Origin of the sequence: Micromonospora sp. DH13 (assembly GCF_020873825.1) — a bacterium.
Lineage (GTDB): Bacteria > Actinomycetota > Actinomycetes > Mycobacteriales > Micromonosporaceae > Micromonospora > Micromonospora haikouensis.
The window spans coordinates 85,142-104,363 of the sequence record NZ_JAHWGR010000002.1; the positions used below are offsets into that span (position 1 = coordinate 85,142).

At 74.5% G+C, this 19,222-nt stretch carries 18 protein-coding genes; 11 read left to right on the forward strand and 7 right to left on the reverse strand.

Going from position 1 to position 19,222, the window contains the following annotated elements:
* Positions 1–10: 10 nt before the first annotated feature.
* Positions 11–721: an HAD family hydrolase gene (locus tag LPA42_RS02375; RefSeq protein ID WP_043967696.1), complete on the forward strand. Its 711-nt coding sequence runs from the start codon at positions 11–13 to the stop codon at positions 719–721.
* Positions 722–1,109: 388 nt separating this feature from the next.
* Here LPA42_RS02375 and LPA42_RS02380 read toward each other — a convergent pair whose 3' ends face one another.
* From LPA42_RS02380 to LPA42_RS02390, 3 genes are all read right to left on the reverse strand, one after another.
* Positions 1,110–1,385, reverse strand: coding sequence for a hypothetical protein (locus tag LPA42_RS02380; protein WP_043967697.1), 276 nt, complete (start codon positions 1,383–1,385; stop codon positions 1,110–1,112).
* A gap of 47 nt (positions 1,386–1,432) precedes the next feature.
* Complete coding sequence (locus LPA42_RS02385; protein WP_043967698.1) at positions 1,433–1,864, reverse strand: hypothetical protein; 432 nt, start codon at positions 1,862–1,864, stop codon at positions 1,433–1,435.
* Between the two features lie 266 nt (positions 1,865–2,130).
* Positions 2,131–2,709, reverse strand: a complete 579-nt coding sequence (locus LPA42_RS02390; RefSeq protein ID WP_077939266.1) for a DsbA family protein — start codon at positions 2,707–2,709, stop codon at positions 2,131–2,133.
* 284 nt (positions 2,710–2,993) lie between these two features.
* Here LPA42_RS02390 and LPA42_RS02395 point away from each other — a divergent pair, with 284 nt between their 5' ends.
* Genes LPA42_RS02395 through LPA42_RS02410 form a run of 4 tightly spaced genes read left to right on the forward strand, consistent with a single transcriptional unit; the run spans position 2,994 to position 7,216 of the window.
* Positions 2,994–4,274 carry an ABC transporter substrate-binding protein gene (locus LPA42_RS02395; protein ID WP_077939267.1) on the forward strand — a complete coding sequence of 427 codons (1,281 nt, stop codon included), beginning with the start codon at positions 2,994–2,996 and terminating at the stop codon, positions 4,272–4,274.
* Positions 4,271–5,164: a carbohydrate ABC transporter permease gene (locus tag LPA42_RS02400; RefSeq protein WP_228986282.1), complete on the forward strand. Its 894-nt coding sequence runs from the start codon at positions 4,271–4,273 to the stop codon at positions 5,162–5,164. The genes LPA42_RS02395 and LPA42_RS02400 overlap by 4 nt, the downstream gene beginning before the upstream one ends.
* Position 5,165: 1 nt before the next feature.
* Positions 5,166–5,999, forward strand: coding sequence for a carbohydrate ABC transporter permease (locus tag LPA42_RS02405; RefSeq protein WP_043967705.1), 834 nt, complete (start codon positions 5,166–5,168; stop codon positions 5,997–5,999).
* Positions 6,000–6,010: 11 nt separating this feature from the next.
* Entirely contained in the window at positions 6,011–7,216 is a 1,206-nt protein-coding gene (locus LPA42_RS02410; RefSeq protein WP_077939268.1) for an ABC transporter ATP-binding protein, read from the forward strand.
* A 217-nt stretch (positions 7,217–7,433) separates the two neighbouring features.
* On the opposite strand, the gene LPA42_RS02415 is transcribed toward LPA42_RS02410, so the two are convergent.
* Together LPA42_RS02415 and LPA42_RS02420 are read right to left on the reverse strand one after the other, a co-directional pair.
* Entirely contained in the window at positions 7,434–8,498 is a 1,065-nt protein-coding gene (locus tag LPA42_RS02415) for a winged helix DNA-binding domain-containing protein (RefSeq protein WP_077939276.1), read from the reverse strand.
* Positions 8,499–8,802: 304 nt separating this feature from the next.
* On the reverse strand, positions 8,803–9,540 hold the full coding sequence (locus LPA42_RS02420; RefSeq protein WP_077939269.1) for a PRC and DUF2382 domain-containing protein: 738 nt from the start codon (positions 9,538–9,540) through the stop codon (positions 8,803–8,805).
* A 136-nt stretch (positions 9,541–9,676) separates the two neighbouring features.
* Here LPA42_RS02420 and LPA42_RS02425 point away from each other — a divergent pair, with 136 nt between their 5' ends.
* Positions 9,677–10,435 carry a HipA family kinase gene (locus tag LPA42_RS02425; RefSeq protein WP_043969357.1) on the forward strand — a complete coding sequence of 253 codons (759 nt, stop codon included), beginning with the start codon at positions 9,677–9,679 and terminating at the stop codon, positions 10,433–10,435.
* Complete coding sequence (locus tag LPA42_RS02430; RefSeq protein WP_077939270.1) at positions 10,432–10,800, forward strand: DUF3037 domain-containing protein; 369 nt, start codon at positions 10,432–10,434, stop codon at positions 10,798–10,800. Before LPA42_RS02425 ends, LPA42_RS02430 begins: the two co-directional genes overlap by 4 nt.
* Positions 10,801–11,042: 242 nt before the next feature.
* Here the strand turns inward: LPA42_RS02430 and LPA42_RS02435 are convergent, their stop codons facing one another.
* The gene (locus LPA42_RS02435; protein ID WP_077939271.1) at positions 11,043–11,633 is read right to left on the reverse strand and encodes an HAD family phosphatase; all 591 of its coding nucleotides are present in this window, start codon (positions 11,631–11,633) and stop codon (positions 11,043–11,045) included.
* A 114-nt stretch (positions 11,634–11,747) separates the two neighbouring features.
* On the opposite strand from LPA42_RS02435, the gene wrbA reads away from it, so the two are divergent.
* On the forward strand, positions 11,748–12,368 hold the full coding sequence (gene wrbA / locus LPA42_RS02440; RefSeq protein ID WP_077939272.1) for an NAD(P)H:quinone oxidoreductase: 621 nt from the start codon (positions 11,748–11,750) through the stop codon (positions 12,366–12,368).
* Between the two features lie 22 nt (positions 12,369–12,390).
* Here the strand turns inward: wrbA and LPA42_RS02445 are convergent, their stop codons facing one another.
* A complete protein-coding gene (locus LPA42_RS02445; protein ID WP_077939273.1) occupies positions 12,391–14,310 on the reverse strand; it encodes a chorismate-binding protein in 1,920 nt (639 codons plus the stop codon).
* 283 nt (positions 14,311–14,593) lie between these two features.
* Between LPA42_RS02445 and LPA42_RS02450 the strand changes: the two genes are divergently transcribed.
* The 3 genes from LPA42_RS02450 (at position 14,594) to LPA42_RS02465 (ending at position 19,162) form a co-directional block, all read left to right on the forward strand.
* Positions 14,594–16,006 (forward strand): FGGY family carbohydrate kinase, encoded by a 1,413-nt coding sequence (locus LPA42_RS02450; protein WP_228986283.1) that lies wholly within the window; start codon positions 14,594–14,596, stop codon positions 16,004–16,006.
* Positions 16,007–16,103: 97 nt separating this feature from the next.
* The gene (locus LPA42_RS34115; protein ID WP_077939277.1) at positions 16,104–18,737 is read left to right on the forward strand and encodes a nitrate- and nitrite sensing domain-containing protein; all 2,634 of its coding nucleotides are present in this window, start codon (positions 16,104–16,106) and stop codon (positions 18,735–18,737) included.
* A 5-nt stretch (positions 18,738–18,742) separates the two neighbouring features.
* Positions 18,743–19,162, forward strand: coding sequence for a roadblock/LC7 domain-containing protein (locus tag LPA42_RS02465; RefSeq protein WP_198956689.1), 420 nt, complete (start codon positions 18,743–18,745; stop codon positions 19,160–19,162).
* Positions 19,163–19,222 lie beyond the last annotated feature (60 nt).

Below are 19,222 nucleotides of genomic sequence, written 5' to 3' on the forward strand. Positions count from 1 at the left end.
GGGGAGAGGCATGCGACAGGACACGCCGGGCCGGCGGGACGCGCAGGTGCTGGTCTTCGACGCCGACGACACGCTGTGGGAGAACAACGTCGTCTTCGAGCGGGTCATCGACGACTTTCTCGGCTGGCTGGACCATCCGACGCTGGACCGGGCGCAGATCCGCGCCATCCTCGACGACATCGAACGGGCCAACGCGGCCGTCCACGGCTACGGCAGCAAGGTCTTCCTGCGCAGCCTGGGCGAGTGCCTGGAGCGGCTGCGCCAGCGGCCCGCCTCCGCCGCGGAGCGCCGGGAGATCGACGCCCTGGCCGAGGCGCTGGTCAACCACCAGGTCGAGCTGATGCCCGGGGTGGCCGCGACGCTCGACGCGCTCGCCGAGCGGCACCGGCTGCTGCTGCTCACCAAGGGCGACCGGGAGGAGCAGCAGCGCAAGCTCGACGCGTCCGGGCTGCTGCACCACTTCCACGCCGCGCACATCGTGCGGGAGAAGAACGTCGACACCTACCGGTGGCTCGTCGGGGAGCACGGCTTCGACCCGGGGGCCGCCTGGATGATCGGCAACTCCCCGAAGTCGGACATCCTGCCGGCGCGGGCCGCCGGCATGTGGGCGGTGTTCATCCCCAACGAGAACACCTGGGTGCTGGAGGACGACGACCTCGACCCGACCGACCCGGGGGTGCTGCGGCTGGCCGCGTTCGGCGACCTGCTGCGGCACTTCTGAGGCTCCCGGCCGCCCGCCGGACGCACCCGCTCCCGAGGGGGAACAGCGCCCGCGCCGCTGCCCGTGTTACGCCCTCCTGCCGGATTTCGGCCTGGTCGGCAAACCCCGCCGTGGGTGGCCCGGACGGCTTGTTCCGCCCCGGCCGCGCTGCCTAACCTGACCCGGCGTTCGCGGCTCCTCGGGGTGAGTCGGGAACGCGCCGAAGTCCGGCGGTGGCGCACCGTGGAGCTGAGTGCAGGCGGGCCGCATCGCCGCCGGTGGGCCTGGCTGGGCGGCGTGTCCCGCCCGCGCGCCCACCGGCGGCGATCCGCTGCCACATCGGACGGCTGGTGGGTCAGGACCGGGGAGTTGCGGACCCGGTCCTGACCGTGCCGGCGGGCGGCGGAGGTCAGGAGACCTCGCCGCGCACGATCGCCACGGCCACCCGGCAGAACTCGTCCATGTCCGGCTGGAAGCCGGCCGCGATGTCGGGGTGCAGCCCGGCCCGGGTCTCGTCCAGCAGCCGCTGGCAGACCTGCTCGACCGGCTCGCCCGCGTAGCTCGACCGGACCCGTCCCGTGGCCGCCTGCAGGGCCGAGGTCAGCTGATCCTCCAGCGGGCCCCGCAGCTTCTGCTGCACGGGGTCGAGCCCGCTCGGATCGAGCGTGACATGTGGCTCCGACATCGGCGCTCCCTTCGTCGGCGTCCGCGGTACCCCACCGCGGACGTCGGTCAAACCACGGCCGGCACGGCGGCCACCCGCACCCGGTAGGAGAACTCCTCCGCCGGTTCCTCCAGGTACGACAGCCGGCGGATCTGCCGGTCGTCGGTGTAGAGGGCGACGTCGGCGAGGACCCCGAGGTGGGTCAGGCCGATGGTGGCGACCCTCTTCTTGTCCTGCAGCACCGCGCAGATGCCGCCGAGCAGGGTGCTGGCGTCGGAGGTGCGGTGCCCCGGCGGACACCGCAGGGTCAACTCCACCTCCACCGGCCCGCCCAACGGGGTCCAGCCGGTGCGCTGGGCCGCCGAGCAGGCCGCCAGGAGCAGGGCCCGGACCCTCGTCGCCTGCCGGTGGCCGGCGGCGAAGATGGACAGGGCTTCGGTCTTCACCGGGGGCAGGCCGCTCACCTCGAACGTCAGGGCGAGAGCGCGGGTGTCCTGCACGACGGCACCTCCTCGTCGTCAACGATCCTGCCCAACCGGTGGACCGGCAGCGGGGGGTTCGCTCGATTACCCACCGTTCGGGCAGGCGGGGATGGGCCGGAGGCGTATCGACTTCGACGGCGACGCGCTGGCGGTTGAGTCCGGGGGAACTCCCGGCAAACGCTAGTCGAACGGGCCGACCCCCGGTAGCCTCCCCGCGCACGTGTCCGACGCGCCGGACGGGCCGGGCCACCCGGGTCACCCGGGCATCGGCCCGGGCGGGGGCGTCAGCGGCGGCCGCGCTTGATCTCGTGGAACGCCGGGAGCCGCAGCAGCGGCAGCAGCGCGTCCCACACGGTCAGCGCGTCGTCGGTGCCGGGGACCTCGGTGAGGATCGGCCCGTGCAGGCCGCGCTCCGCGCCGGGCACCATCAGCACCGGCGAGCCGATGTCCGGCCCCGCCGAGCCGTACGCCAGGGCGTGCGACCTGCGTACCGCCTCGTCCCACCGGTCGTCGTCGAGGGCCGGCGCGGCGGCGGCGAGCCCGGCCGCCGCGACGGCGTCGTCCACCAGCTTGTCCGACAGCGGGTTGCCCGCGTCGTGGGTGCGCCCGCCCAGCGCGGCGTAGAAGCGGCCGGCGTCGTCGTGGCGGCCCTCGGCGCGCAGCGCCTCCACCAGCCGCAGCGCCCGGCCGGAGGCGGCCATCGCCTCGGCGAACTGCGGCGGCACGTCGCCCCCGTTGAGGATGGCCAGGCTGAACGCCCGCCACTCGACGGCCAGGCCGCGGGCGTCGGCCACGGCCACCAGCCAGCGCGAGGTGCGCCAGGTCCACGGGCAGGCCGGGTCGAAGAAGAAGGTGGCGTCCATCGGCCGAGCGTACGGCGCACCGACCCGCCCCGCAGCGCACCGCGCCTCCGTCGCCCCGCCGCCCTGGTGCCGCCGCCCGGCCGGTCACCGGAGGGACGAACCGGACGAACGGCGATCGTGGGTCGCGCGCGTTGCCGCCAGGTTTCGCGGCTTCGCAGGTCGGGCAGTGTTGCCCGCACGAAACGCCCGGGGCGGGTCGGTGTCCGGTCCGCTCCCGACCGTCTCGCCGTGCGCCGGGGCACGGGTGACCTCCCCGGCTCTTCGCCGAAGAGAGGGGAGGGGCGATGACAGATCCGGCCCGACATCGGCGCCGACCCGCCGCCCGGGCGGCGGCCGCCGCCACCGCGCTCGCGCTGGTCGCGCCGCTGGCCGCGTGTGGCTCCGGCGGCGACGGCGGCACGCCCACCATCAACCTGTACTACCCGCCCGAGCAGAACCTGCAGAAGGTCGTCGACGACTGCAACGCCCAGGCGCAGGGGCGCTACCGCATCGCCTACCGGGTGCTGCCGCGCCAGGCCGACGACCAGCGGGTGCAGCTGGTCCGCCGGCTCGCCGCCGGGGACACCGGGATGGACGTGCTCGGCCTCGACGTCACCTGGACGCAGGAGTTCGCCAGCGCCGACTGGATCCGCGAGTGGACGGGGCAGGACCGGGCCGAGGTGGAGGAGGGCACCCTCGCCGGGCCGCTGGACACCGCCCGCTACCAGGACAAGCTGTACGGGGCGCCGAAGAACACCAACGTCCAGCTCCTGTGGTACCGCACCGACCTGGTGCCGGATGCCCCGAAGACCTGGGACGACATGATCAAGCAGGCCCAGGACCTGAAGGCGCAGGGCAAGCCGTACCAGGTGCTCACCATGGGCGCCCAGTACGAGGGCCTCGTCGTCCTCTACAACACCCTCGCCGAGAGCGCGGGTGGCAAGATCCTCAGCGACGACGGCAAGCAGGCGGTCATGGACGCCGGCACCGTCACCGCGCTCGACCAGCTCCGGCGCTTCGCCACGTCCGGCGTGACGTCGCCGTCGTTCAGCAACGCCACCGAGGACCCGGTCCGGCTGGAGTTCCAGTCCGGCAAGGGCGCGTTCCAGGTCAACTGGCCCTTCGTCTACCCGGCGCTGCAGGAGGCCGACCCGGAGCTGGCGAAGAAGGTCAAGTGGGCGCGGATCCCGGGGATCGACCCCGACACCCCCAGCAAGGTCACCATCGGCGGCGTCAACCTGGCCGTCAGCGCGTACTCGACGCACCCGGCGGAGTCCTTCGAGGCCGCCAGGTGTCTGCGCAACGCCGAGAACCAGAAGTTCTCCGCCGTCAACGACGGCGTGCCGCCCACCATCGAGCGGGTCTACGACGACCCGGAGATGGCCGAGGCGTACCCGATGAAGGAGACCATCCTCGAGGAGTTGAAGGAGCCGGCGACGCGCCCGCTGACCCCGGCCTACCAGAGCATCTCCACGGTGATGTCGGCGATCCTGTCGCCGCCGTCGGCGATCCGCCCCGAGCAGACCGCCGACGAGCTGCGCGACGCCATCGCCGACGCCCTCGAATCGAAGGGGGTGCTGCCGTGAGCGGAAAGCTGAGCGAGAACAAGAAAGCCGAACGGAAGCTCGGCTGGCTGCTCTGCGCCCCCGCCGCGCTGGTCATGGTGCTGGTCACCGCCTACCCGATCGGCTACTCGATCTGGCTGTCGTTGCAGCGCTACGACCTGCGCTTCCCCGACGAGCGGAAGTTCATCGGGCTGGAGAACTACGCGACCGTGCTGACCAACGAGTTCTGGTGGACGGCGTTCGGCGTCACCATGCTGATCACCGTCGTCACCGTCGCCGTCGAGCTGGTCCTCGGCATGGGGCTGGCGCTGATCATGCACCGGACGCTGGTCGGCCGGGGCGTCGTGCGCACCGCCGCGCTCATCCCGTACGGGATCGTCACGGTCGTCGCCGCGTTCTCCTGGCGGTACGCGTGGACGCCGGGCACCGGCTACCTGGCCAACCTGTTCGGCGACGGCGCGCCGCTGACCGAGCGGGCCAGCTCCCTGGCGATCATCATGCTCGCGGAGATCTGGAAGACCACCCCGTTCATGGCGCTGCTGCTGATGGCCGGCCTCGCCCTGGTGCCGGAGGACCTGCTCAAGGCGGCGTCCACCGACGGGGCGACCGCGTGGCAGCGGTTCACCAAGGTCATGCTGCCGGTGATGAAGCCGGCGATCCTGGTCGCCCTGCTGTTCCGCACGCTCGACGCGTTCCGGGTCTTCGACAACATCTACGTGCTCACCGCCGGCGGCAACGAGACCTCCTCGGTGTCGATGCTGGCCTACAACAACCTGATCCGGGGCCTCAACCTCGGCATCGGGTCCACGATGTCCGTGCTGATCTTCCTCACCGTGGCGGTCATCGCGTTCGTCTTCGTGAAGCTGTTCGGCACCGCTGCCCCCGGCAGCGACGACGGGGAGAGGCGCTGACATGGCCGACACCACCACGCGGGCGAAGCTGCGCTGGGGCCTGCTGGACGTCATCGTCGTCGTCTTCGCGCTGGTCCCGGTGCTCTGGATCGCCTCGCTGTCGTTCAAGACCCCGGCCACCCTCACCGACGGCAGGTTCTGGCCCCGGGAGTGGACGCTGGACAACTACCGGTCGATCTTCGACACCGACCAGTTCGTCCGCGCGCTGGTCAACTCGATCGGCATCGCCCTGATCGCCACGCTGGTCGCCGTGGTGCTCGGCGCGATGGCCGCGTACGCGATCTCCCGGCTGGACTTCCCCGGCAAGAAGCTGCTCGTCGGCGTCTCCCTGCTGATCGCGATGTTCCCGCAGGTGTCGCTGGTGTCGCCGCTGTTCGAGATCGAGCGGCAGCTCGGGCTCTTCGACACCTGGCCGGGGCTGATCCTGCCGTACATCACCTTCGCCCTGCCGCTGGCGATCTACACGCTGTCGGCGTTCTTCAAGCAGATCCCCTGGGACCTGGAGAAGGCGGCGAAGATGGACGGCGCGACCCAGGGCCAGGCGTTCCGGCGGGTCATCGCCCCGCTGGCCGCTCCGGGGCTGTTCACCACGGCGATCCTGGTCTTCATCTTCTGCTGGAACGACTTCCTGTTCGCCATCACGCTCACCTCCACCGAGCGGGCCCGCACGGTGCCGGTGGCGCTGTCGTTCTTCACCGGCGAGTCGCAGTTCGAGGACCCCACCGGGGCCATCTGCGCCGCCGCCGTGGTGATCACCGTGCCGATCATCGCGTTCGTGCTCTTCTTCCAGCGCCGCATCGTCTCCGGCCTGACCTCCGGCGCAGTCAAGGGATAGGTGGTGTAGTGATGGCTGACATCGTGCTGGACAAGGTGAGCAAGTCGTTCCCCGACGGGACCGTGGCGGTGCAGGACGTCGATCTGGAGATCGCCGACGGCGAGTTCGTCATCCTGGTCGGCCCCTCCGGCTGCGGGAAGTCCACCACCCTCAACATGATCGCCGGGCTGGAGGACATCAGCTCCGGTGAGCTGCGCATCGGCGGCCAGCGGGTCAACGACAAGGCCCCCCGGGACCGGGACATCGCGATGGTGTTCCAGTCGTACGCGCTCTACCCGAACATGACCGTCCGGGAGAACATGGCGTTCCCGCTGAAGCTCGCCAAGCTCGACAAGGAGACGATCGACGCCAAGGTCGACGAGGCGGCCAAGGTGCTGGAGCTGACCCCGCTGCTGGACCGCAAGCCGGCCAACCTCTCCGGCGGCCAGCGGCAGCGGGTGGCGATGGGCCGGGCGATCGTCCGCCAGCCCAAGGCGTTCCTGATGGACGAGCCGCTGTCCAACCTCGACGCGAAGCTGCGGGTGCAGATGCGCACGGTCGTGTCCCGGTTGCAGAAGCAGCTCGGCACCACCACCGTCTACGTCACCCACGACCAGACCGAGGCGATGACCCTCGGCGACCGGGTGGTGATCATGCGGGGCGGCGCGATCCAGCAGGTCGGCCCGCCGCAGGAGCTCTACGACCACCCGCGCAACCTCTTCGTCGCCGGCTTCATCGGCTCCCCGTCGATGAACTTCCTGCACGCCGCCGTCGACGACGGGAAGCTGCGCACCGCCGTCGGCGACGTGCCGATCGGCGACCGGATCCGCCGCGAGCTGGAGGCCGGCGACGCCCCGCGCGAGCTGATCCTCGGCATCCGCCCCGAGCACTTCGAGGACGCCGAGCTGGTCGACGACGACACCCGCCGCCGGGGCGCCGAGTTCACCGCGCCGGTCGACATCGTCGAGTCGATGGGCTCCGACAAGTACGTCTACTTCACGCTGGAGGGGGAGCGGGCCAGCGCCGCCGAGCTGGAGGAGCTGGCCGCCGACGCCGGGGCCGACTTCAGCGGCGGCGGGGCCAGCCTGGTCACCCGGCTGTCGGCCGAGTCGACCGTACGCGAGGGCGAGAACCACCGGGTCTGGTTCAACCTGGAGAAGATCCACCTGTTCGACCCGTCCACGGGCCGGAACCTGACCCTGCACGAGGGGCGGTCGTCCGGGGCGCTGGCCGACTGACCGATTCGGGCTCGCGGGGCCGGTGGCGACTCGCCGCCGGCCCCAGGTGCGGGGCGATCGTTGGCTGGTTGCGGTGCAATCGCGTCGGCGTGTCGTGTAGCGGAGCCAGCCACCTTTCCCTGGGCGCGCCGAGCGGCGAGCAGTCTCAGTGACCCTTACGTCCCCGTGACGGCCTCGCCCGAGGTCTCACGGCGGCCGCGTGACGACGGGCGGCCGGTCAGGCCCACTCCACGGCCGGCGGGAGCCCTACGAACGCCGCGTACGCCGCCAGCGCCGCGTCCACCCGCTCCCGGGTGGCGGCGTCGAGGTCGACCAGCGGGCGCACCGCCACCTTGACCTTCGTCTTGCCCAGCGTCCGCTTCCAGGTGCCGGCCACCCGGCCGCCGCGCACCACCGTCGACTGGAACACCCCGTTGCCGCCGGGGATGATCGCCTGCTTGTGCTCCGGGGCGACCATCAGCGACCGGTCCTTGAAGCCCAGCAGGTATTCGTCGAAGCCGGGCAGGGCGTGCACGTCGTCTACCGGGGTGCGGGGCGCGTCGAGCAGGGCCGCGTCGGCCACCGCCTCGACGCCGTCGACGGTCACGGTGGTGAGCGCGTCACCGGCGGCGGCGATGCCCCGCTTCGCGTCGGTGGCGGTCAGGCCCGTCCAGCCGGCGAAGTCCTGCCGGGTGGTGGGGCCGTGGCTGCGGAAGTAGCGCAGGGCGAGGATGCCGAGGGCCTCGTCGCGGTCGGGGCGGTGCGGGTCGGGCACCCACTCGTCGAGCAGCGCGAACGTCTGCTCCGTGCCGACGTGCGGGGCGATGCAGGTGACGCCCTTCTGGGCCGCATACCACAACAGGTGGTAGCCGCGCTGGCCGGTGGTGTCGATGCCGGCCGCGTTGAGGGTGGCCTGGCACTGCGACCGGGTCATCCGCGCCCCGCCGGCCAGCGCCTCGCCGAGCACGTCGGCGGCCCGGTCGGCCTCTTCCAGGCTGAGCCCGAGGACCGCCCGGCGGGGCCCGGCGGCGGCCAGGGTGCGCACGCCGGTGACGTCCAGCATCCAGCGCGCGTCGCGGGACGGCACGAGGTGCACGGTGCCCCGCATCGGCCAGGTGCGCAGCGCCTCCCGCCGCTCCAGGGCCTCCTGCACGTCGGCCTGCGTCCAGCCCGGCAGCCGCAGGCCGAGCGACCACAGGCCGCTCGCCGCGTCCTGCGCCTGCATCGCGCCGAACCACTCGACGACCCCGGCCACGTCCTTGGGACGGGCCGTGGGATGGGGGCGCAGCAGCAGGGCCGTCATCCGCAGCGCGAGCGCCTCCGCGCCGGTCAGCTCCGCCGCGCCCACCGGTGCTTTCGCGCCGGCAGCCGCCCGCCGCCCGCCGCCCGCCGGTTCCCCCGCGCCGCCCGCCTGCTGCCGCACACCGCCCGTCTGCTTCCGCACGCCGCTCGTCGCCACGTCTCACGCCGCCTTCCGTCCACCTCGACGGTCAGCATAGAACCGGTCACCGACACCCGCCGGACACGCGACCGGGCGGGCGGATCACCAGGGATCCGCCCGCCCGGGGTCACGCCGTCCGGCGGAGGGTCACCGCCGGGGCGTCGCGTCAGCGGCGGGACCGGGCCGACTGCGGGACGTCCGCCTCCACCTGCTCGCGGCGCAGCCGCTCGTCGACGGGCTGGTCCTCGACGACCTCGTCCTTGGTCAGCCGGACCCGCTCGACGGGGACCTGTTCCTTGCTGACCACCGGGTGCTCGGCGCGCAGCCGCAGCTCCTGCTGCTCGTCGCCGATCTCGGCCCGCGCCCGCCGGTCGCCCGGGGCGATCGGCTCGCGCTCGACGCGCACCTCGTCGTGCTCGACGGGGACGGTGGTGTGCACGTCCTCGTCGACGACGTGCTTGCGCAGCCGTGCGGTTCCGGCCGGCTCGCTCTCGGTGCCCACCAGCAGCCGCTCCTCGGAGCGGGTCAGCTCCGGCCCCCGCGGGTAGCCGGCGGCCTGCTGGCGCGGCGGGGCCGGCGGGGAGGGCGGCGGAAGCTGGTAGTGCGCGTAGAGCTGGGTGAGCTGCTGGGCGTCCAGCGGCTCGTCGGTGCCCGTCTCGACGCTGGGCGCGCCGCGCACGGTCGCCTTGTCGTACGGCAGGCTCAGCTTGTCCTGCTGCATCCGGGCCGACTGGAGCGGGGCCATCGACTCGTGGTGGCCCATCGCTCCGGTCTTGACGCTGACCCAGGTCGGCTCGCCGGCGGCGTCGGCCCACACCTGGCCCACGCTGCCGATCTTCGCACCCGAGCGGTCCTGGACGTCCTGCCCGTACAGCGAGCGGATCTGCTGCTCGGTCAGTCGCATTGGCTCGTCCTTCCTCTCGTGGGTCACGACGTGGCTACCCGAGCCGCTCCGGAAGCATTCCGCGGCCCGGCCGTGAATAGGAGCGCCGGCGGCGGCCCGCGCGGGCGGCGGAGGGGTTCCGGCTAGGGTGGGCCTCGTGCTCCGTCAGGTCACCGGAATCCGGTACGTCACCCCGCTGCGCGAGGGCGGCTCGCTGCCCGGTGTGGTCGAGGCCGACGACCTGGGCACGTACGTGGCGAAGTTCTCCGGCGCGGGGCAGGGGCCGAAGGCGCTGGTCGCCGAGGTGATCTGCGGCGAGCTGGCCCGCCGGCTCGGGCTCGCGGTGCCCCGGCTGGTGGTGCTGGACATCGACCCGGTCATCGGCCGGGCCGAGCCCGACCAGGAGGTGCAGGAGCTGCTGCGCGGCAGCGGCGGGCCGAACCTGGGGATGGACTTCCTGCCCGGCGCGCTCGGCTACGACCCGGTGGCGCACCCGGTCGACCCCGCCCTGGCCTCCCGGGTGCTCTGGTTCGACGCGTTCACCGAGAACGTCGACCGCAGCTGGCGCAACCCCAACCTGCTGATCTGGCACCGCGAGCTGTGGCTGATCGACCACGGCGCCTGCCTCTACTTCCACCACAACTGGCCGCGCGCCGAGGCGGCCGTGCGCCGGGCGTACCGGGCCGACGACCACGTGCTCGCCCCCTACGCGAGCCGGCTGGCCGAGGCCGACGCCGACCTCGCGCCCCGGGTCACCCCCGGGCTGCTCGCCGAGGTGCTGGCGCTGGTGCCGGACGCCTGGCTGGCCGGGCCCGACTTCGACTCCGCCGACGCGGCCCGCGCCGCGTACGCCGACCACCTCGCCCGCCGGGTGGCGCGCACCGCCGACTGGCTGCCGCAGGGGAGCGCTGCGTGAGAGAACCCTTCGAGTACGCGGTGATCCGGCTGGTGCCCCGGGTCGAGCGCGGCGAACGGATCAACGTCGGGGTCATCCTCTACTGCCAGGGCCGGGACTTCCTCGCGGCGCGTACCCATCTCGACGCCGACCGGGTCCGGGCGCTCGCGCCGGACGTGGACCTCGCCGAGGTGGCGGCGGCGCTGGGCTCCTGGGACCGGACGTGCGTCGGCGAGGGCCCGTCGGGGCGGATGCGGCGGGGCGAGCGGTTCCGCTGGCTGGCGGCCCCGCGCAGCACGATGATCCAGACCGGGCCGGTGCACACCGGGCTGACCGTCGACCCGGCGGCGGAACTCGACCGGCTGCTGGACGCCCTGGTCCGCTGACCACCCGGGCCCTTGGTCCGCGGGGCGCGTCGGCCGCTGTTCCGCCGGACACGCCGGCCCCCTGATCGCGCTACGCCGGCCTCGTTGCCGACGGAGCGCGATCCCCCGTTCAGGTCGACCGGCGCACCGGCGGCGGCACGGGCCGCCGGAGCCGGTGCGATCAGGATGGCGCTCGGCGGTCCGGCCGGGGCCGACCGGCCGTGGAACTTGCGCAAAACTTGAGCGAGCCGCCGCGGGCGGGGTCAGCCCCGCCGCGGCTGCGGGACGCGCACCGAGGCCATGCCGGCGGCGGTCGCGGCCTGGATGCCCAGGTCGGCGTCCTCGAAGACCAGGCAGGCCGCCGGCGGCACGCCCAGCAGCCGAGCGGCGAGCAGGAACGCCTCCGGGTCGGGCTTGGGCCGGGCGTAGTCGCCGGCGCAGACGAACGTGTCGAACCGGTCGAGGATGCCGAGCGCGCCGAGGGACGCCGTGACCGACTCCCGCGTGCTGCCGGAGACCACCGCGAAGGGCACCCGCCCGTGGGCGTCGTGGATGTGCCGCAGCACCCCGGGCACGCCGGTCGCCGTCGGCAGAAGCTCCTGGTAGAGCGCCTCCCGGCGGGCGGCGACGGCCTCCACCGGCATCGCCAGGCCGTGCCGGTCGTTGAGGTCGGCGACGATGTCGGCCACCGGCCGCCCGGCCCAGGCGTAGAAGAGGTCCTCGGGCAGGTCGCAGCCCCATTCGCCGAGGGCCCGCCGCCACGCCGTGTGGTGCTGGGGCATCGAGTCGACGATGGTGCCGTCGCAGTCGAACAGGTACGCCTGGAACTCGCCGTCGGGCAGGGGCAGGATCACCGCACCAGGCTATCGCCCGGCGGACCCGGGCGGTCCACCACGTGCACCGGTCGACGTTTGACGCCGCAAGCAACGGGTAGTCGCGGGAGCTGACCGGAGAACGAGGAGGACCCGATGGAGGGCCAGATCAAGGTCGCGGTGATCTACTACAGCGCGACCGGCATCACCTATCAGATGGCGCAGTCCGCGTGCGAGGCCGCCGGCGAGGCCGGCGCGGAGGTCCGGCTGCGGAAGGTGCGCGAGCTGGCACCCGACGAGGCGATCCGGTCCAACTCGGGCTGGCAGGCGCACCGCCTCGAAACCCAGGACGTCATGGAGGCCGAGCCCGACGACCTGTCCTGGGCCGACGTGGTGATCCTCGGGTCGCCCACCCGCTACGGCATGGTCGCCGCCCAGCTCAAGCAGTTCATCGACACCACCGGCCCGCTGTGGGCGCGGGGCGCGCTGGCGAACAAGGTCTACTCGGCGTTCACCTCGACGGCGACCTCGCACGGCGGGCAGGAGTCGACGCTGCTGTCGCTGCTCACCGTCTTCTACCACTGGGGCGGCGTCGTCGTCACCCCCGGCTACACCGACCCGAGCCAGTTCGTCGCCGGCAACCCGTACGGTGCCTCGCACACCAGCAACAACGGGGAGGTTCCCCCGGACCACGTGGCGCTGGCGGCCACCGCGCTGACCGCGAAGCGGGCGGTGCAGATCGGCGCGGCGCTGAAGCGGGGCCTGGCCGCCGGCTGACCTCCGGCGGCCGGCGCGCTCCTCACCCCTCGGCGCGGGCCACGGCCGGGGACCGGCCCGGCGGCACCGACAGCAGGTGGCCCAGCAGGTCGGCCAGGACCGCCAGGCCGTCGCGGCTGAGCACCGACTCGGGGTGGAACTGCACCCCGGCGAAGCCTGGCCCGCGCAGCGCGTGCACCGCGCGGTCGACCGGGTCGCGGGCCAGCTCCACCGGCCCGTACGCGCTGGCGACCCGGTCGGCGGCGGCGACGGCCGTGAACGTGGAGTAGAACCCCACCCGGCGGCTCGTGCCGAACACGCTGACGTCGCGCTGCAACCCCTGGTACGGCGCGTCGCGCCGGTGCAGCGGCAGCCCGAGCAGCCCGGCCAGCAGCTGGTGGCTCAGGCACACCGCGAGGGTCGGCGCGCCGGCTGCGAGCCGCCGGGCGAGCAGCCCGCGCAGGGCGGCCATCTTCGGCTGGTCCACGGCCCTCGGGTCGCCCGGGCCGGGGCCGGCGACCACCAGGTCGTACGCGTCGTCGCCGGCCGGCCGGTGCCACGGCGTCACCTCGACGGCCAGCCCGAGGGCGCGCAGCTGGTGGGCGAGCATCCCGGTGAAGGTGTCCTCCCCGTCGACGATCAGCGCCCGCCGGCCGGCCAGCCCGGGCAGGGCCACCGCCCCCGGCGGGCGCTGGTCCAGCCAGAACCGGGCCAGCGGGGCGTTGCGGGCGGCCAGCGCGGCGCGTACCTGCGGGTCGTCGGCGAGCCGGGGCGCCGGACCCGGCCCGAGGTCGGGGGCGTCGGGGCGCAACCCGAGGGCGGCCAGCACCCCGGCCGCCTTGGCGTGCGTCTCGGCCACCTCGCCCTCGGGCGTGGAGTGGCGCACCAGGGTCGCCCCGACCGGCACGCGCAGCTCCCCGTCGGGGGAGATCTCCGCCGTGCGGATCAGGATCGGCGCGTCCAGGGTCTGCCGGCCGGCGTCGTCGCGGCCCAGCAGGGCCAGCACCCCGGCGTAGTAGCGCCGCCCGGTGCGCTCGTGCCGGGCGATGACCCGGCAGGCGTTCTCCATCGGGCTGCCGGTGACCGTCGGGGCGAACATCGTCTCCCGCATCACGTCCCGCACGTCGAGGCAGCTCTGCCCGGCGAGCAGGTACTCGGTGTGCGCCAGGTGCGACATCTCCTTGAGGTACGGGCCGACGACCTGCCCGCCGCGCTCGGCGACGGTGGCCATCATCTTCAGCTCCTCGTCGAGCACCATGTACAGCTCGTCGACCTCCTTCGGGTCGGTGAGGAAGCGCAGCAGCGACGCGGTGTCGGCGGTGCCGCCGTGCCGGAAGGTGCCGCTGATCGGGTTCATCATGACCAGGCCGTCGTCGACGCTGACGTGCCGCTCGGGGCTGGCCCCGACCAGGGTCCGCGTGCCGGTGTGCACCACGAACGTCCAGTACGCGCCCCGCTCGCGCAGCAGCAGCCGGCGCAGCGCGGCCAGGGCCGCGACCAGCGGGGAGCCCTGCACGGTGGCGCGCATGGTGCGGTGGACGACGAAGTTCGCCCCCTCGCCCCGGCCGATCTCCTCGGCCAGCACCCGGGCGACGGTGTCGGCGTACTCGGTGTCGGGGATGTCGAACCCGGCGTCGGTGGTCACCACCGGGGCGTCGGGCAGGGCGGCGAGGACGTCGGCCAGGGGTAACCGCTCGTGCCCGGCGATCTGGAGGCACTCCAGCGGGGTCCCGTCGTCGACGCAGGCGAACCCGCGCTCGGTGACCTGCCGGTACGGCACCAGCGCCAGGGTGCGCGGTCCGGCCGGGCCGTCGGGCAGCGGGAGGTCGGCGAGCCGGTCGACCGCGCGTACGGTGCCGGTGAACAGCTCCAGGTGGTCGGCGCCCTCGCGGCGGACGAGCGCGAAGGGGCCGGGGTCGACGCCGTCGGCGACGGCGGCGAGCAGGTCGTGCGGGCGGGTCATCGGATTCTCCTGGTGGTGGCCGGGCGGCGCCGCCGGTGGCGGCCCCGGGCCGGGAGGAGAACCGGCGGCCGCCTCGTGGGGCGGCCGCGTGGGAAGCTACGCGCGGGGGTGGGCCGCCGGGTCGGCGGGCCACCAGCAGGTCAGGTGCGCGGGCATGCCGTCACCCTACGCGCGCGGCCGCCGCCGGGGAACCCGATCCCGGGGTACGGGACCGACCGCCGCCCACCTGCGCCGACGGCCGACCGGCGGTTCGGCCGCGCACCCGCCCGGTACGGTGATCACGATGAACATCCTCGCCCTCGACCTGGGCACCTCCTCGGTGCGCGGCCTCGTGCTGGACCCGGACGCCGTGCCGCGCCCCGGCGCACTCGCCCGTCGGAAGGTGCGCGTCACGGTCGACGACGACGGCGCGGGCACCCTGGACGGCCCGACCTACCTGGCCTGCCTCGCCGAGTGCCTCGACGAGCTGGCCGCCGGCGGGCACCTGCGCGACGTCGGTCTGGTCGCCACCAGCGCCCAGTGGCATTCGGTGCTGCCGGTCGACCGGGCCGGCGAGCCACTGGGGCCGGTGCTCACCTGGCTCGACACCCGCCCCGAGCCCCCGGCGGGCGTGACCGGCCCGGCCGACGGGGCCGCGTTCCACCGGCGCACCGGCACCTGGTGGCACCGCTGCTACTGGTCGGTGCGGCTGCCGTGGCTGCGCGGGCGCGCCTCGACCCCGCCCGCCCGGTTCCTCGGCCTCGCCGAGTACGTGCTGGGCGGCCTGCTCGACGCCGCCCCGATGTCGGTCTCCCAGGCCTCCGGCACCGGCCTGCTCGACCTGCGCACCCTCACCTGGGACGCCGAGGCGTGCGAGCTGGCCGCCGTGGGCCCGGGGGAGCTTCCCGAGCTGGCCGGCGACGGCTGGCGGGGGCGGCTGCGCCCCGAGCACGCCCGCCGCTGGCCGCAGCTCGCCGAGGCGGCCTGGGCGGCGCCGGTGGGCGACGGGGCCGCCTCGAACGTCGGCTCCGGCGCGGTGGACCCGGGCCGGGCGGCGGTGACGGTCGGCACCTCGTCGGCGGTCCGGCTGGTCCAGGCGGTGCCGGCCGGGGCGGAGCTGCCGCCGCTGCCCGACCGGCTGTGGCGCTACCGGGTCGACCACGACCACGTGGTCACCGGGGCCGCGTACTCCTCCGGGGGGAACCTGTTCGCCTGGGCGGACCGGGAGCTGCGGCTGCCCCGGGGCGCCGCGCTGGACGCCGCGCTGGCCCGGATCCCCCGGGGCGGTGGCGTCGCGGCGGACCCGCACTTCGGGGGCGACCGGCCGCCCGGTCACGCGCCGGCCGGCTCGGGCGGGCTGGGCGGGCTGAGCTTCGGCACCGGCGCGGTCGACATCCTCGCCGGCCTGATGTCCGGGGTCTGCCGGCTGGTCGCGGCCGACCTCGTCGAGCTGGAGTCCACCGTGGGCGGCCCCGTCGAGGTGGTGCTGGGCGGCGGGGCGGTGGAGGCCTCCGCGTGGTGGCGGGAGTCGTTCGCCGACGTCCTCGCGCCCCGCCGCGTGTACCACCACCCCGACCCGGAGGTCGGCGCGACGGGCGCGGCCCGGGTGGCGCTGGGCCGGCTGGACGCCGCGGTGCCACTCGTGGCCATCGGCCGGACGGATGAGCCGCCCTCACCGACCCCGTCAGGACAGCGCCACCCTCGGTATCCTTCCTGAGGCCCGCCTCAGGTCAGCCCGTTGACACCGCCGTCGGGACTGGTTGGATGGACCCCGCTGTCCGGTGCGGCGGACGCGAGGGACCTAGGAGGCAGGTGTGGGCGCAGGTCCCGACCCGGCGCGAAACGGGGTGTCGAACCACCGTAGGCGCCGGTTCGACGTCCGCGTCGTGCCGCACCGCCGCCGATCGCCCCTGCGGCTGCGGGACTGGCGGATGGGCACCAAGCTCGCCACCGTCCTGGTCATCCCCTCCGTGGCGTTCCTGGTGCTGGCCGGCGTGCAGACCCAGGGCCTCGTCGGGCGCACCACGGAGCTGAGCGACTTCGCCCGCCAGGTGGGCATCGGACGCCAGATCACCGACGTGGTGCACCAGCTCCAGCAGGAACGCGACCGCACCGCTGGCGAGCTGGCCGAGCTGCGCCGCAGCGGGGGCGGCGGGTCCGCCCGGGACGCCGCGATCGCCGCGCTGAAGCCGTTGCAGTCCAGCACCGACGCCGCCGTGCAGGAGCTGCGGCGGGCGGCCGGCCCGCTGGCCGACGCCGACGCCGCCTGGCAGGTGGCCTACTCGGCGGCGCTGGAGGCGTACGACCAGGTCGTCTACATCCGCGCGGCGGTGCCTCCGGCGGTGCTGGCCAGCGACACGATCCTCAGCAACTACCACCGGGCCGTCTCCGCCCTGCTGAACCTGCTCGCCCAGCCCTCGCCGGGGGAGGGCCGGCGGGCGCTCAACGAGGCGGTGCTGCGCTACGTCCAGCTCGCCCGGGTCAAGGAACTCTCCTCCCGGGTCCGCGCGGAGCTGTACGCCGCCGCTCGCGCCGGCCGGTACGGGGTGGAGGACCAGGTCGAGCTGACCGACCTGCGGGCGCAGCAGCTGACCGCCCTCGGTGCGTTCCGGGTCGCCGCCACCACCGAGCAGATCCGCCGCTACGACGCCGTCTCCGTCGACCCGGCGTTCACCGCCGCCGCGAAGCTGGAAGAGCAGAGCCTGCCCAGCGGCGGCGCGGAGTCGAAAGTGCTGCCCGCCCCGCAGTGGTGGGCGGCCAGCGAGCAGCGCCAGGAGCTGCTGCGGCAGTTGGAGGCCAGCGTCGTCGACGACGCGGTGGGCCGGGCCGACGAGGCCAGTGCCGGCCAGCTGCGCACCACCCTGCTGGTGGCCGGCGGGATCGTCGCGGTGCTGCTGGTGGCCCTGCTGATCTCGGTGCTGGTCGGGCGGACCATCGCCCGGTCGATGCGGCTGCTGCGCGGCCAGGCGCTGCGGATCGCCCAGATCGAGCTGCCCGACGCCCTCGACCGGCTCCGCCAGGTCTCCGGCGGGGTGCCCGACATCGAGGTGCCGGCGGCGGTCGTCCGCTCCCTCGACGAGGTCGGCGAGCTGGCCGAGGCGTTCGTCGCGGTGCACCGCAGCGCGGTCAGCGTCGCGGTGGAGCAGGCCACCATGCGCCGCAACGTCAACCTGATGTTCGTCAACCTCGCCCGGCGCAGCCAGGTCCTGGTGGAGCGGCAGCTGGAGCTGCTCGACGGCCTGGAACGGGAGGAGAGCGACCCCGACCAGCTGGAGAACCTGTTCAAGCTCGACCACCTCGCCGCCCGCATGCGCCGCAACGACGAGAGCCTGCTGGTGCTCGCCGGCAGCGAGTCGACCCGGCGGTGGAACCGTCCGGTGGCGCTGGGCGCGGTGCTGCTGGCCGCCAGCGCCGAGATCGAGCAGTACCAGCGGGTCCGCCACGAGCAGGTCGCCGACCTGCACGTCGTCGGGCACGTCATCGGCGACCTGGTGCACCTGTTCGCCGAGCTGCTGGAGAACGCCACCACGTTCTCCCGGCCGGACACCGCCGTGCTGGTCACCGCCCGGCCCGAGGGGCACGGCGCGGTGGTGGAGATCGTCGACCGGGGGCTGGGCATGGGCCCGGCCGCGCTCGCCGAGGCGAACGAGGTGCTGGCGACCCCGCCGGCGGCCGACGTGGCGGCGTCCGAGCGGATGGGCCTGTTCGTGGTCAGCCACCTGGCCGCCCGGCACGCGGTGGTCGTCCGCCTGCACTCCGCCCCCGACGGCCTCGTGGCCCGGGTGCGCATCCCGGCCCCCCTGCTCACCCCGGCCCCGCCGATGGTGGAGCTGGACCCGCCCGTGTCGCCACGGATGCTGACCACCACCCTGACCAACCTGCCCCGGGTGACCGCGCCCCTGGCCGACGACCCGGCCCCGGTGGCGGGCGGTCGGCCGCCGGGCGTCGCCGCCCAGGGCCCGGCTCGACCGCCGGGCGTCGCCGTTCCGCCGGGCGTCGCCGTTCCGCCGGACCCGGCGGAACAGCCGGTGGCGGGCCGCCGGCCGCGCAGCGTCACCGTGCCCCGGCCCGGACGGCCGGTGCCGGTGCGGGCGGAGGACGTGCTCACCCCGGCCGCCGGCCCGGCCGCCCCCGCCGGGGGCGGCTGGTGGTCGCGGCAGGGCCCGGCGGCCGGCGCGGCGACGCCCGATGCCGCACCGCCCACGGTGCCGGTGACCGGGGGCGTCAACGAGCGCGGCCTGCCGGTCCGGGTGCCGATGGCCCAGCTCGCCGCCGTGACGCAGCCGGCCCGGCCGCAGGAGCCCGCTCCCCGGCACGACCCGGACCCGGAGGCCGTGGGCGGCATGCTGACGCGGCTCTACAGCGGCGTACGGCGGGCCGAGGCCGAGGAGACCACCGAGATTTTCCTGCCGCCGGCCGGCGGGCGCACCGAAGGGGGACATCAGTGATGACGTTGAGCCAGGAGGCACGGGACGTGAGCTGGCTGGTCAGCGCGTTCGCGCAACGGGTGCCCGGGGTGGCGCACGCCATCGTGGTCTCCTCGGACGGGCTGCTGGTCGCCGTCTCCGACCACCTGCCGCGCGACCACGCCGACAAGCTGGCCGCCGTGACCTCGGGGGTGATGAGCATCACCGCCGGTGCGGCGCAGATGTTCGACGGCGACATCGTCAAGCAGACCGTCGTGGAGATGGGCCGCGGCTACTTCCTGGTGATGCAGGTGCGCGACGGCTCGATCCTGGCCACGCTGGCCGCCGGGGACGCCGACATCGGCGTGGTCGGCTACGAGATGGCACGGCTGGCCAAGCAGGCCGGCGAGATGCTCACCCCGGCGCTGCGCGCCGAACTCCAGCAGGCGCTGCCCCCGCTGGGCTGAGCGGCGCGACCGGGCGGGCCGGCGCCGGTTCGCCACGACGCGGGGAACGCCCGCCGGGCG

Coding starts and splice junctions, on each gene's coding strand:
- LPA42_RS02375 (WP_043967696.1), top strand. CDS start 11: ATGCGACAGGACACGCCGGGCCGGCGGGACGCGCAGGTGCTGGTCTTC.
- LPA42_RS02380 (WP_043967697.1), bottom strand. CDS start 1,385: ATGTCGGAGCCACATGTCACGCTCGATCCGAGCGGGCTCGACCCCGTG.
- LPA42_RS02390 (WP_077939266.1), bottom strand. CDS start 2,709: ATGGACGCCACCTTCTTCTTCGACCCGGCCTGCCCGTGGACCTGGCGC.
- LPA42_RS02395 (WP_077939267.1), top strand. CDS start 2,994: ATGACAGATCCGGCCCGACATCGGCGCCGACCCGCCGCCCGGGCGGCG.
- LPA42_RS02405 (WP_043967705.1), top strand. CDS start 5,166: ATGGCCGACACCACCACGCGGGCGAAGCTGCGCTGGGGCCTGCTGGAC.
- LPA42_RS02410 (WP_077939268.1), top strand. CDS start 6,011: ATGGCTGACATCGTGCTGGACAAGGTGAGCAAGTCGTTCCCCGACGGG.
- LPA42_RS02415 (WP_077939276.1), bottom strand. CDS start 8,498: ATGACGGCCCTGCTGCTGCGCCCCCATCCCACGGCCCGTCCCAAGGAC.
- LPA42_RS02420 (WP_077939269.1), bottom strand. CDS start 9,540: ATGCGACTGACCGAGCAGCAGATCCGCTCGCTGTACGGGCAGGACGTC.
- wrbA (WP_077939272.1), top strand. CDS start 11,748: ATGGAGGGCCAGATCAAGGTCGCGGTGATCTACTACAGCGCGACCGGC.
- LPA42_RS02445 (WP_077939273.1), bottom strand. CDS start 14,310: ATGACCCGCCCGCACGACCTGCTCGCCGCCGTCGCCGACGGCGTCGAC.
- LPA42_RS02450 (WP_228986283.1), top strand. CDS start 14,594: ATGAACATCCTCGCCCTCGACCTGGGCACCTCCTCGGTGCGCGGCCTC.